12 protein-coding genes are annotated in these 11,940 nt (G+C 65.3%); 1 reads left to right on the top strand and 11 read right to left on the bottom strand.

Going from position 1 to position 11,940, the window contains the following annotated elements; all coding sequences use genetic code 11:
• Window positions 1–26: 26 nt before the first annotated feature.
• From ybgF to tolB, 3 genes are all read right to left on the bottom strand, one after another.
• Window positions 27–791: a tol-pal system protein YbgF gene (gene ybgF / locus ASE11_RS03085; protein WP_056265897.1), complete on the bottom strand. Its 765-nt coding sequence runs from the start codon at window positions 789–791 to the stop codon at window positions 27–29.
• A gap of 2 nt (window positions 792–793) precedes the next feature.
• Window positions 794–1,378 (bottom strand): peptidoglycan-associated lipoprotein Pal, encoded by a 585-nt coding sequence (gene pal / locus ASE11_RS03080; RefSeq protein WP_056265893.1) that lies wholly within the window; start codon window positions 1,376–1,378, stop codon window positions 794–796.
• Between the two features lie 63 nt (window positions 1,379–1,441).
• Window positions 1,442–2,755: a Tol-Pal system beta propeller repeat protein TolB gene (tolB, locus tag ASE11_RS03075; protein WP_056265890.1), complete on the bottom strand. Its 1,314-nt coding sequence runs from the start codon at window positions 2,753–2,755 to the stop codon at window positions 1,442–1,444.
• A 152-nt stretch (window positions 2,756–2,907) separates the two neighbouring features.
• Here tolB and msbA point away from each other — a divergent pair, with 152 nt between their 5' ends.
• Window positions 2,908–4,755, top strand: a complete 1,848-nt coding sequence (msbA, locus tag ASE11_RS03070) for a lipid A export permease/ATP-binding protein MsbA (RefSeq protein WP_082585484.1) — start codon at window positions 2,908–2,910, stop codon at window positions 4,753–4,755.
• Window positions 4,756–4,764: 9 nt separating this feature from the next.
• Here the strand turns inward: msbA and ASE11_RS03065 are convergent, their stop codons facing one another.
• The 8 genes from ASE11_RS03065 to ASE11_RS03030 all read right to left on the bottom strand — a co-directional run bounded on the left by ASE11_RS03065 (window position 4,765) and on the right by ASE11_RS03030 (window position 11,905).
• Entirely contained in the window at window positions 4,765–6,315 is a 1,551-nt protein-coding gene (locus tag ASE11_RS03065) for an Rne/Rng family ribonuclease (protein ID WP_056265886.1), read from the bottom strand.
• A 28-nt stretch (window positions 6,316–6,343) separates the two neighbouring features.
• Window positions 6,344–6,961, bottom strand: a complete 618-nt coding sequence (locus ASE11_RS03060; RefSeq protein WP_056265884.1) for a Maf family protein — start codon at window positions 6,959–6,961, stop codon at window positions 6,344–6,346.
• 85 nt (window positions 6,962–7,046) lie between these two features.
• Entirely contained in the window at window positions 7,047–7,514 is a 468-nt protein-coding gene (gene rlmH / locus ASE11_RS03055) for a 23S rRNA (pseudouridine(1915)-N(3))-methyltransferase RlmH (protein WP_056265881.1), read from the bottom strand.
• Window positions 7,511–8,275 carry a ribosome silencing factor gene (gene rsfS / locus ASE11_RS03050; RefSeq protein ID WP_056265877.1) on the bottom strand — a complete coding sequence of 255 codons (765 nt, stop codon included), beginning with the start codon at window positions 8,273–8,275 and terminating at the stop codon, window positions 7,511–7,513. Before rsfS ends, rlmH begins: the two co-directional genes overlap by 4 nt.
• Window positions 8,272–8,919 (bottom strand): nicotinate (nicotinamide) nucleotide adenylyltransferase, encoded by a 648-nt coding sequence (gene nadD, locus ASE11_RS03045; RefSeq protein ID WP_235501180.1) that lies wholly within the window; start codon window positions 8,917–8,919, stop codon window positions 8,272–8,274. Before nadD ends, rsfS begins: the two co-directional genes overlap by 4 nt.
• Complete coding sequence (gene hemF / locus ASE11_RS03040; RefSeq protein ID WP_056265872.1) at window positions 8,916–9,833, bottom strand: oxygen-dependent coproporphyrinogen oxidase; 918 nt, start codon at window positions 9,831–9,833, stop codon at window positions 8,916–8,918. Before hemF ends, nadD begins: the two co-directional genes overlap by 4 nt.
• Before the next feature lie 75 nt (window positions 9,834–9,908).
• Window positions 9,909–11,183 (bottom strand): phosphoribosylamine--glycine ligase, encoded by a 1,275-nt coding sequence (gene purD / locus ASE11_RS03035; RefSeq protein ID WP_056265870.1) that lies wholly within the window; start codon window positions 11,181–11,183, stop codon window positions 9,909–9,911.
• Window positions 11,180–11,905, bottom strand: coding sequence for a YebC/PmpR family DNA-binding transcriptional regulator (locus tag ASE11_RS03030; protein WP_056265868.1), 726 nt, complete (start codon window positions 11,903–11,905; stop codon window positions 11,180–11,182). Before ASE11_RS03030 ends, purD begins: the two co-directional genes overlap by 4 nt.
• Between the last annotated feature and the right edge of the window lie 35 nt (window positions 11,906–11,940).

Here is an 11,940-nt window from a genome sequence, read left to right as displayed (position 1 = left end):
ACACGCGCCGAAGCGCGCGTCTGGCGTCAGCGCAAGCGGGCCAGCCGCTCGCGCGCCGCTGCCGCGGCTTCGGAGTTTGGATGCGCCTTCACGAGGTCTTCCAGCGTTCGTTTGGCGGTGCGTGGGTCTTTCAATTCGATCTGGCTGTTGGCCATGGCGAGCATGGCCTCGGGCGTGCGCACGTGGGCAGGAAACTCGCGCACCAGCCGGCCATGGGTGACCACGGCTTCCTTGTAGGCACGGTTGGCGTACTGGGCGTTGCCCAACCAGTACAGAACCGACGGTGTGTAGCCGCTCGCCGGATACCGCTGCAGGAAGGCGGCATAGGCAGCGGACGCGGGTTGGAATTCGGATTTGCGCAACTGCGCCATCGCGGCCTCGAAGTCGTTCTTCTCGGCGGGCGCTGCCGTGAAGGTCTGACCGTCGTACTCGACGCGCAGGGGTTCCACCTGACGCAGTCGCTCGTCGATGCCCGATTGCACATCCTTCTGCTGGCGTTGCAGCTCGGAGACTTCGCGCGCCAGCTGTTCGTTCTGGCCCCTCAGCCGCGCCAGCTCCGCGCGCAGCTGCTCGATCTGGTTGGACAGCTCGAGCAGGCTGCGCCGCGTGCCCGCATCACCTTCCCGCGCCTCTGCGGCTGCAGCGTCGGTGGCCTGCTTGTTGGCATCCACCTTCTGGCGCAGTTCGATGATGGCCTTGCGGGCCTCGTCGTCGCCGAACAGCGCATGGGCCTGAAAGGGCCACAGGACCGCCAGGGAAAGCGCCCAGGGCGCTGCGGTGGAGAACTTCATGTTCAACGGTAGGTCAATTCAACGCGGCGGTTCTTGGCGAAAGCGGCTTCATCCAGCCCCGCTTGCGCCGGCTTTTCTTCACCAAAGCTCACGGCTTCCATCTGTGTTTCGGTCACGCCCAGCAGGCCCAGTGCACGGCGCACGGCTTCGGCGCGCTTCTGGCCCAGCGCCAGGTTGTATTCACGACCACCGCGCTCGTCGGTGTGACCTTCGAGGTTCACACGGCGGGTGCGGTTGGCATTGAGGTAGCGCGCGTTGGCTTCCAGGGTGGCGGCCGAATCGGCCTTCACCTCGAAGCTGTCGTAGTCAAAATAGATGATGCGGGCCACGGCTGCAGGCTGGGCCGAGTCGGCACCACCCACGGCCACGCCGGACACGCCGCGCGGATCAACCGCGCCACCCTGACCACCTGCGGCAGCGCCGGAATTGAGCGCTGAACCGGAGCGGTCTTCAACCGGCACATCGTCGAGCTTCACACCGGAGCTGCAAGCGGCCAGCACGGCGGCCAGCCCGAGGCCGGCGACCAGGCGAATGCCACGCCGGGCCCAGTTGTTTCGGACGGCGGAGGTGTTCTGGATGTTGTTCATGTGAAGATTCCTTGGAATTGAAAAGATGAATGCGAAAGGGAGCTGGATGGCTCCACGTGTGAATCAGCGCAGGAACGGGCCCCATTCGGGTTCCCGGATGTCGCCCTGCGCGCCGGCCAGGCGGGTCTTGATGCGCCCGTCCACCGTGGTGGTCATGAGGGCTTCCTGGCCCCTTTCCCGGGTGGCATAAATGATCATGCGGCTGTTGGGCGCGAAGCTGGGGCTCTCGTCGGCATTGGACTCGGTCAGCGCTGTCACATTGCCGCTGGAGAGCTCCATCACGTGCAGGCGAAACGCACCATTGACCCGCGAGACGAAAGCCAGCCAACGGCCATCTGGGCTGGGTGCTGGTGAGATGTTGTAGTTGCCGCTGAAGGTCAGGCGTTGTGCACCGCCGCCCTGCGCACCCATGCGATACACCTGCGGCGAGCCTCCGCGGTCGCTCACGAAATAGATGGTCTTGCCGTCGGGGCTGAACACCGGCTCGGTGTCGATGCTGGCCGACTGGCTGAGGCGGCGGGGCTCACCACCGTTGGCATCCATGATGTAGATCTGTGCACCGCCGGAGAGCGAGAGCGTGGCCACCACCGAGCGGCCATCGGGCGACCACGACGGCGCGCTGTTGGAGCCCTTGAAGTTCGCCAGCAGACGCCGCTTGCCCGACGCCACATCGTGTGCGTAGATCACGGGTTTGCGGGCTTCGAACGACACGTAGGCCAACTGTGCGCCACCCGGTGCCCAACTCGGCGAGATGATGGGTTCGGGGCTCGTGAGGGCCGCACGTGCATTTTCGCCATCGGCGTCGGCCACCCACAGGTTGTGGCGCTGCGCGGTCTTGGTGACATAGGCGATGCGGGTTGAGAACACGCCCTTCTCACCGGTGATCTTCTCGTAGATGAAGTCGGCGACGCGGTGGGCGGCCAGTCGCAAGTCCTGCGCACCCACCGGGTAGCTCAGGCCACCGAGATCCTGACCACGCACGACATCCCAGAGGCGGAAACGCACGTCAAAGCGGCCGTCGGCCAGTTTGGTGACGCTGCCAGTGAGCAAGGAATCGGACCGGCGCTCGCGCCAGGGACCGAGATCGGGGCGGGAGGTTTCGTCCAGTCCGCCCGCAACGGGCTCGACAAAACGGAACTGGCCACTGCGTTCGAGGTCGGCTCGAACAATGGCGGCGATGTTCTCGCTGGCCACGTCGTTGCCGCGGAAACCCACGGCAGAGAATGGAAACTGGGTGAGGCCAACGCCCGCCACTTCAACCCGGAACTGGGCCTGCGAGGCCAAGGGCCAGCCGAGCAGCGGCAGTGTGGAAACCAGGCCGAGCGCGCGGCGTCTCGGAATCAGGGGCAGCGCGTTGTGTCGGGTCAAATCCAGCATGCTGTGTGTGTCGCTTGTCCTGAGGTCGCAGCAGGGGCAAAACGCCCTGCACAGCCGACCGATAATAACGGAGGCATCCGGCCCTTCCGTGACAAGATGTGTGCGCGCGGGGCCGGCGCTTGTGGTGCAAGGCTGATTCAGCGCCGTGCGGAATGTTCCGCAAGCCCGCACATTTTGGGACCGATCCGCTTTTGACCGCATCCAACCGCTCCAATCCGCCCCTGGCTGGCACGCTGACCCAGCGCCTGCTGCGCCTGTGGCCTTATTTCCGCTCGGCCAAGACCGGCATCGCCCTGGCGGCGGTCAGCACGCTGATCGGCGCGCTGACCGAGCCACTCATCCCTGCCCTGCTCAAGACCTTGCTCGACCGCGGCTTTGCCGAGGGCAACATCGACCTGTGGATGGTGCCGGTGGCGCTCATGGGCCTGTTCGGCATTCGTGGGATGGCGGGCTTTGTGGCGCAGTACACGCTGTCCTACACCGCCAGCCTGGGCCTGCTCAACCTGCGCCGGGCCATGTTCGTCAAGCTCAACGATGCCCAGATGACGCTGTTTGCCCGCCAGAGCGCAAGCAAACTGTCCAACACACTGGTCTACGAGGTGCAGACCGGCTCGCAGATGCTGGTGTCGGCCTTCCTCACGCTCACCAAGGACAGCCTCACGGTGATCGCGTTGATGGGCTACCTGTTCTACCTGAACTGGAAGCTCACGCTGATCGTGCTGACCGTGTTTCCAGGCCTGATCCTGATCATGCGGGTGCTCTCGCGCCGCCTCTACAAGCTCACCCGCGACAGCCAGACCGCCACCGACGAACTCGCCTATGTGGTGGAAGAAAACGCCCTGGCCCACCGCATGGTGCGGCTGCACGGCGCCCAGGCACGCCAGACCGAGCGCTTCGATGTGCTGAGCGTGGCGCTGCGCCGGCTGGCGCTCAAGTCCACCGTCGCCATGGCGGCCATGACGCCGCTCACCCAGTTGCTGGCCTCGGCCGCTCTCTCCGCCGTGATCGCCGTGGCGCTGTGGCAAAGCAACAGCAGTGGTGTCACTGTGGGCAATTTCGTGGCCTTCGTCACCGCGATGCTGATGCTGATCACGCCGATCCGGCACCTGGCGGAAATCAGCGCGCCGATCACGCGCGGTCTGGCGGCACTGGAGCGTGGCCTCGAACTCATCGAGAACACGCCCGAGCAGCCCGGCGGCACGCACACGGCCGACCGCGTGACCGGCTCCATCGCCTTGACCGACGTGTGGGTGCGCTACCCCGCCAAGGATGATCAGATCGTGCACAGCGATGACGACAGCCTCGTGGCCCTGCGCGGCATCTCGCTGAACATCCACCCCGGTGAGACGGTGGCCTTCGTCGGGCCATCGGGCTCGGGCAAGACCACCCTGGTCAACCTGCTGCCGCGCTTCGTGGAATTCGAGCGCGGCGACATCCGGCTTGACGACGTGCCGCTGACCGACTGGAACCTGACCAGCCTGCGTCGCCAGTACGCCATGGTGAGCCAGGACGTGGTGATGCTCAACGACACGCTCGCGGCCAATGTGGCCCTGGGAGCCATGGGCAACGAGATCGATGAAGGCCGCGTGCGCGCAGCACTGGTGTCAGCCAACCTCGGCGAGCTGATCGAACGCCTGCCCCAAGGCATTCACAGCACCGTGGGGCACAACGCAGCCGAGCTCTCGGGCGGTCAGCGCCAGCGGCTGGCAATCGCACGCGCCATCTACAAGGACGCGCCCATCCTGATCCTGGATGAAGCCACCTCGGCGCTGGACAACGAATCGGAGCGGCTGGTGCAGGACGCACTGGCCCGGCTGATGAAAGGCCGCACCACGCTGGTGATTGCGCACCGCCTCTCCACCATCGAACACGCCGACCGCGTGGTCGTGCTGGCCGATGGGCGCATCAGCGAACAAGGCACGCACCGCGAGCTGCTGCAGGCCGATGGGCTCTACGCCCGACTGCACGCCCAAAGTTTCAGGCCGGAGGCCCAGGCCTGAAGAGGCCCCTTACAACAGGACAATGTCGTATTGTTCCTGAGTCATCGAGCTCTCGCTCTGCAGCGAAATCGGCTTGCCGATGAAGTCCGACAGTCCCGCCAGGTGGGCTCGCTCTTCGTCCAGAAACAGCTCCACCACCTTGGCCGAGGCCACCACGCGGAATTCGCGCGGGTTGAAGGCGCGGGCTTCGCGCAGGATCTCGCGCAAGATGTCGTAGCACACGCTGCGCGCGGTTTTCACCACGCCTTTGCCGCTACAGGCTTCGCAGGGCTCGCTGAGCATGTGCGCCAACGATTCGCGTGTGCGCTTGCGCGTCATCTCAACCAGACCGAGCTGCGAGAAGCCGCCGGTCATGGTTTTCACGCGGTCGCGCGCGAGCTGTTTGCGGAACTCGCTGAGCACCGAATCCCGGTGGTCTTCACGCACCATGTCGATGAAATCCACAATGACGATGCCGCCCAGGTTGCGCAGGCGCAACTGGCGTGCAATGGCCTGGGCCGCTTCCAGGTTGGTGCGAAACACGGTGTCGTCGAAATTGCGCGCACCCACAAAACCACCGGTGTTCACGTCCACCGTGGTCAGCGCCTCGGTCTGGTCGATCACCAGATACCCGCCCGATTTCAGATCGACCCGCCGGCTGAGCGCGCGCACGATGTCTTCATCCACGTTGAACAGGTCAAAGATCGGTCGCTCGCCGCTGTAGTGCTGCAGCTTGGCCACCGTGTCGGGCATGAACTCGGCGGCAAATGCGGTGAGCAGGCCATGCTGCTCGCGCGAATCGATGCGGATGGAATGGGTGCCGGCTCCAACCAGATCGCGCAGCACGCGCTGCATCAGGTTCAGGTCTTCGTGCAGCAGCGTGGCCGAAGGCTGGCGCGTGGCAGCTTCCTTGATGCGCAACCAGGTCTTGCGCAAATAGGCCGTGTCATCTGCCAGTTCTTCGTCGGTGGCGTCTTCGGCATTGGTGCGCAGGATGAACCCACCCGCCGCGCTGCCATCGGTGGTGGCCGTCAACCGCAGCAACCGCTGGCGCAAGACCTCGCGCTGCGCCGGTGGAATTTTCTGCGAGACGCCGATGTGGTTGTCCTGCGGCAGAAACACCAGCAAACGGCCCGCGATGCTGATCTGCGCGGTCAGGCGGGCGCCCTTGGTGCCGATCGGATCCTTGAGCACCTGCACCATCAGCGCCTGGCCCTCGAAGATCTGGCGCTCGATCGGCAGCACCGGGTTGGGCGTGAGCAGCTTGCCGTTGGCGCCGGGCGCTGGCGCCGCGGGCTCGGATTCAGCCGCCACAGGCGCGTTCGTGCGTGGGGCCGCGTGTTTGGCGGCGATGTTAGGCATGAGGTCGGCCACATGCAGGAAGGCTGCGCGGTCCAGACCGATGTCGATGAAGGCCGACTGCATGCCGGGCAGCACACGCGACACCTTGCCCAGGTAGATGTTGCCGACCAGGCCCCGCTCCAGCGTGCGCTCCAGGTGCACTTCCTGCACCGCCCCCTGCTCCACCACGGCCACCCGCGTTTCCTGCGGCGACCAATTGATCAGAATGTCCTGGCTCATGGGGCCCTTCTCCGTGGCGCGTTGCGATTCAGATCAGCCGCACACCGGCGGCCTGCAGCACCTGCGCTGTCTCGTGCGCGGGCAAGCCCATGATGCCCGAATAGCTGCCGCTGATGTGGCTCACCCACAGGCTGGCACGGCCCTGGATCGCATAGGCGCCGGCCTTGCCCATGGGCTCGCCACTGACCACGTAACGTGCGATCTGCTGGGCCGTCAGCGGCTCGAAGGTGACCCACGAGGTGGACAGAGCTGCATGGAGGCGCGAGCTGCGTTTGCCAGGCACACCCACCGCCACCGCGGTGAGCACCCGGTGGCGCTTGCCGGCCAGGCTGGCGAGCATGGTTCCGGCTTCTTGCGCGTCGGCCGGCTTGCCCAGGATGCGCCGGCCCAGCGCCACGGTGGTGTCGGCGCACAGCACGGGTGCGGGAGGCAGGCCACGGTGCTTCAAACGCGTCAGCGATGCCTGCAGCTTCAGCCCGGTGACGCGTTGTACATAGGCAGCAGGTGCTTCACTCGGCAAGACGGCTTCCAGCGATTCCGCGTCTTCGCCGGCATCGGGCAGCAGCAGTTCGCAACGAACGCCCCACTGCTCGAGAAGCTGTTTGCGGCGTGGGCTCTGTGAAGCGAGATAGATGAAGTCGGTCATATGCAGTTTCGCCGCCGGGCCGCCCCAAGGCGAAACAGCCCCCTCGGGGGGCAGCGACCCGCGCAGCGGCGGAGCGTGGGGGCAGTCATTCTCTGTGGTACGGGTGGTTGGCATTGACGGACCACGCACGGTAGAGCTGCTCGATCAGCAACACCCGCACCATGGCGTGTGGCAGTGTCAGGTCAGACAAGCGGATACGCTGGTGCGCCGCGGCGCGAAACGCCGGGTCCAGGCCGTCGGGTCCGCCAATGACGAGCGCCACGTCATCGCTCTCCAGTTGCCAGTCGTTCAACTGTTGAGCCAGCGCCTTGGTGGTGAGGGTGGTGCCGCGCTCATCCAGCGCCACGATGCGCGAGCCGCGCGGGATGGCGGCTTCGATGCGCTCGCGCTCGGCCGCGAGCAGCGTCTCCAGGGTCTTGGAGCCGCGCGGCTCGGTCTTGACGGCCTTGAGTTCCACCCGAAGCTCGGGAGGAAAGCGTTTGGCGTAATCGTCGTAGGCGGTCTGGGCCCAGTCGGGCACCCGTAGCCCGACCGCGACGATCAGCAGCTTCATGCCTTTCTGGGGGCTGCAGCCTTGGTGGTTTTGCGCGCGGGCGCCTTGACGGCCGGCTTGGCGGCCACCTTCGGTGCTGCTTTGGCCGCTGGCTTCGCCGCGGTCTTGGCGCCCGGTTTGGTGGCCGAGCGGGGCTTGACCACGAGTTTCTGCAGTGCGGTTTTCGGTGCGCTGGCGACAGGTTTGCGGGTGGTCTTTGCAGGTGCCGACTTGGACGCTGTTTTCACCGCAGGCTTCTTGGCAGCGGTCTTGGCTGGAGCTGCAGCAGCGGTGCGCGCCGCCGACTGTGCAGCCTTGCGCGCTGTGCTCTTGGCAGGTTGGGCGGCGGCAGGGGCCACCGGCTTCTTGCGGCTGGTCTTGGCAGGCTTGACCTCGGCCACCACAGGCTTCTCGGCACCGTGCTTCAGGCGCACGGGCTTTGCACCCCAGATCTCTTCGAGCCGGTAGTACTGGCGGATCACGGGTTGCATCACATGGGCCACGGCAGCGCCGCAATCCACGATGATCCATTCGCCGTTGTCTTCACCTTCGATGCGGGGTTTGTCGAAGCCGGCTTCGCGCACGGCGTCGCGCACGCTGGCGGCCAGTGCCTTGGTCTGGCGGTTGGAAGTGCCGCTGGCGACGATCACACGCTCGAAGAGCGGTGAGAGGTGTTCGGTGTTGAAAACCACGATGTCCTGACCCTTGACGTCCTCCAGTCCGTCGACGATGGCGCGCTGGAGTCTCTGGATGTCTTTTTTGGCAATGGTTTCGCTGGTCATGTGGGATTCTGATAAAGGTGATGGGTTGAAATGTAGCTTGCGACGGGCCCTGGCACCAGAACCTCCAGGGCGCGGGCACTCTGCGTAGCCTGTTCCAGCCGGGCCCGCACGGCGGTCGCACTGATGTTCTTGAGTGGCATGTCCAACCGTTCGAAAGGCAGATCCACCTGCGAGAGATCGGTCTCGACCTCTTGGTCCAGCGGGGCGTCAGCACCGATGTTGGTGGCGCGGTTGGCTACTGCCAGCGTGGCCAGGTCCAGCACCTCCTGCCAGCGCACCCAGGTGCGAAAGGCCAGCAACTGGTCGGCACCGAGCACGAGAAACAATTGAGCGCCAGGGTACTCGCGTTGGAGTTCGTGCAGTGTGTCGGCGGTGTAGCTCGGGCCTTCGCGGTGGATTTCGCGCCGGTCGATCTTCACACGGTCCAGGTCGTCGAACGCGAGATGGCACATGGCCACCCGATCAGCGGCGGACGAGAGCACCCGCGTCTTGTGCCAGGCGTGGCCGGTGGGCAGGATGTGCAGCACGTCCAGCCCGAGCTGCTTGAGCGCGGTTTCGGCCAGTGCGCGGTGTGCCCAGTGCGGTGGGTCGAACGCGCCACCGAACATGCCCACGCGCCGCGGGCCAGCAGCACCGGTGTTCAAAGCCAGTCCTTGCGCACCAGGAAATCCTTGTAGAGCCGCTCCTCGGGCGTGCCCTTCTTGGTCTTGCGGTTGTAGGCCCAGCTCACCAGCGGCGGCATGGACAGCAGGATGGACTCGCTGCGCCCGCCCGATTGCAGGCCGAAATGGGTGCCGCGGTCCCACACGAGGTTGAACTCGACGTAGCGCCCGCGGCGATAGAGCTGGAAGCTGCGTTCGCGCTCGCCGTAGGGAGTGTTCTTGCGCCGGTCGACGATGGGCAGGTAGGCGTCGAGGAAGGCATCACCGACCGAGCTCATCATGGCGAAGCTGCCGTCGAAACCGAGTTCGGAGAAATCATCAAAGAACACACCCCCGATGCCGCGCTGCTCATCGCGGTGCTTCAAATAGAAATACTCGTCACACCAGGTCTTGAAGCGTGGGTATTTGTCGACGCCGAACGGGTCGAGCGCGTTCTTCACCGACTGGTGGAAATGCACCGCGTCTTCTTCGAAGCCGTAGTACGGCGTGAGGTCCATGCCGCCGCCAAACCAGCACACAGGTTCGCCACCCGCCGGCGTGGCCGCGAGCACGCGCACATTCATGTGTACCGTTGGCACATAGGGGTTGCGCGGGTGAAACACCAGCGAGACCCCCATGGCTTCAAACGGCGCGCCGGTCAGCTCGGGCCGGTGCTGGGTGGCCGAAGGCGGCAGGCGAGGGCCAGTGACATGTGAAAAGCCGCAGCCCGCCCGCTCGAACACGGCGCCATCTTCAAGGATCTGGGTGACGCCGTTGCCTTGCAGTGTTTCGCCGGACGGCTTGGTCCAGCGGTCCACCACGAAGCTGCCACCGTCCACCATGGCCACGGTGGAGGTGATGCGGTCCTGCAGGTCGATGAGGAACTCACGTACAGAGGACAGAGAAGTCTGTTTCATGGTCAAACCGGTTCGACGGAGGTGGGCAGAAGGCTGCGAGGGGGCCGGCGGTTCAGCCGGCGAAGCGAGCCGGATTCACAACGCACGGTATCCGATGTCGCGGCGGCATTGCATGCCGTCGAAATGGATGCCATTCACTACCTCGTAGGCGCCCTGTTGTGCGAGAGCAACCGTGTCGGCCAAGGCCGTCACGCACAGCACGCGCCCACCTGAGACCTGTACCTCTTCGCCGACCGTCGCTGTGCCGGCATGAAACACCATGCGGTCAGCGGCATCGGCCGGCAGGCCGGTGATCGCATCGCCCTTGCGCGGGCTCAGTGGGTAGCCAGCGGCGGCCAGCACCACACCGAGCGCCACGCGCGAATCCCAATCGAGTGTGACGCGGTCCAGCTCGGCTCGCGTGGCCGAGAGCAGCACCTGGGTGAGGTTGCTCTTGAGACGCATCATGATCGGCTGGGTTTCCGGGTCGCCCATGCGGCAGTTGAACTCCAGCGTCTTGACCTGTCCATCGGGCGTGATCATCAGGCCCGCGTACAGAAAGCCGGTGTACGGAATGCCGTCGGCGGCCATGCCACGCAGCGTCGGCAAGATCACCTCGTTCATTGCGCGCTCGTGCACCGCGGGCGTGACCACCGGCGCGGGAGAATACGCGCCCATGCCGCCGGTGTTGGGGCCCTGGTCGGCGTCCATCAGGCGTTTGTGATCCTGGCTGGTCGCCAGGGCGAGAGCGTGTTCGCCGTCGCACAGCACGATGAAGCTGGCCTCCTCTCCTTCGAGGAATTCTTCAATGACGACTCGCGCGCCACCTTCGTTGTGCGCCACGCCCAACTTGTTGTCCAGCAGCATGAAGTCGATGGCTTCGTGCGCTTCGGCCGCGGTCATGGCCACCACCACGCCCTTGCCGGCCGCCAGGCCGTCGGCCTTGACGACGATGGGCGCACCCTCGGCATCCACATAGGCGTGCGCCAGAACCGGGTCGGTGAAGGCCTGGTACTTCGCAGTCGGAATGCCGTGGCGCTGCATGAACGCCTTGGAAAACGCCTTGGAACTTTCCAACTGTGCGGCGGCCTTGGTGGGACCGAAGATGGACAGGCCGTTCGCACGGAACTCGTCCACAACGCCGGCTGCCAGCGGCGCCTCGGGGCCCACCACGGTGAGCGCCACCTCTTGCGCCTGTGCCCATTCGCGCAGCGCAATCTTGTCGGTGATGTCGAGGTTGATGAGGCCCGGGTCGCGCGCCGTACCGGCGTTGCCGGGGGCCACGAAGACCTGGCTCACGCCCTCGTCGCGCTTGAGTTTCCAGGCCAGCGCGTGTTCGCGGCCACCGCCGCCAATGACGAGGACTTTCATTCGTGAATTTCAGCGTTGTGGAAGACGCCTTGCACGTCGTCCAGATCTTCAAGGACGTCCAGCAGCTTTTGCATGCGCACGGCATCGTCGCCGGTCAGCACCACCGTGTTCTCGGCGCGCATCGTCACCTCGGCAATCTCGGGCTTGAGACCGGCAGCCTCCAGGGCGTCTTTCACGGCTTCAAATTCGGTCGGCGAGGTCAGCACCTCGATGGCGCCGTCCGCGTCTGTGATCACGTCGTCGGCGCCGGCCTCCAGCGCCACTTCCATCACATGGTCTTCGGAGGTGCCGGGCGCGAACACGAGTTGTCCGCAGTGCTTGAACTGGAACGCCACTGAGCCGTCGGTGCCCAGGTTGCCGCCGTGTTTGCTGAAGGCGTGGCGCACTTCGGCGACGGTACGGACCTTGTTGTCGGTCATGGTGTCGATGATCACCGCCGCGCCGCCGATGCCGTAGCCCTCGTAGCGGATCTCTTCCAGGCTCACGCCTTCGAGCGTGCCGGAAGCCTTTTCCACGTTGTACTTGATGCGGTCGGCCGGCATGTTGGCGGCCTTGGCCTTGTCAATGGCCAGGCGAAGGCGCGGGTTCATGGCGGGGTCCCCGCCACCCTGGCGCGCGGCCACGGTGATCTCACGGATCACGCGGGTCCAGATCTTTCCGCGCTTTTCGTCCTGGCGGCCCTTGCGGTGCTGAATGTTTGCCCATTTGCTGTGTCCGGCCACGAAATTGTCCTTTTGCCCGTTCTGGCTTTGATCTA

The organism is Hydrogenophaga sp. Root209 (assembly GCF_001428625.1).
Lineage (GTDB): Bacteria > Pseudomonadota > Gammaproteobacteria > Burkholderiales > Burkholderiaceae_C > Hydrogenophaga.
Note: the sequence above shows the minus strand (reverse complement) of the source record. Positions and strands in the feature narration are given on the sequence as shown.

Excerpts from the sequence above, each read along its gene's own strand:
- ybgF (WP_056265897.1), bottom strand. The coding sequence starts at position 791 with ATGAAGTTCTCCACCGCAGCGCCCTGGGCGCTTTCCCTGGCGGTCCTG.
- pal (WP_056265893.1), bottom strand. The coding sequence starts at position 1,378 with ATGAACAACATCCAGAACACCTCCGCCGTCCGAAACAACTGGGCCCGG.
- tolB (WP_056265890.1), bottom strand. The coding sequence starts at position 2,755 with ATGCTGGATTTGACCCGACACAACGCGCTGCCCCTGATTCCGAGACGC.
- msbA (WP_082585484.1), top strand. The coding sequence starts at position 2,908 with ATGTTCCGCAAGCCCGCACATTTTGGGACCGATCCGCTTTTGACCGCA.
- ASE11_RS03065 (WP_056265886.1), bottom strand. The coding sequence starts at position 6,315 with ATGAGCCAGGACATTCTGATCAATTGGTCGCCGCAGGAAACGCGGGTG.
- ASE11_RS03060 (WP_056265884.1), bottom strand. The coding sequence starts at position 6,961 with ATGACCGACTTCATCTATCTCGCTTCACAGAGCCCACGCCGCAAACAG.
- rlmH (WP_056265881.1), bottom strand. The coding sequence starts at position 7,514 with ATGAAGCTGCTGATCGTCGCGGTCGGGCTACGGGTGCCCGACTGGGCC.
- rsfS (WP_056265877.1), bottom strand. The coding sequence starts at position 8,275 with ATGACCAGCGAAACCATTGCCAAAAAAGACATCCAGAGACTCCAGCGC.
- hemF (WP_056265872.1), bottom strand. The coding sequence starts at position 9,833 with ATGAAACAGACTTCTCTGTCCTCTGTACGTGAGTTCCTCATCGACCTG.
- purD (WP_056265870.1), bottom strand. The coding sequence starts at position 11,183 with ATGAAAGTCCTCGTCATTGGCGGCGGTGGCCGCGAACACGCGCTGGCC.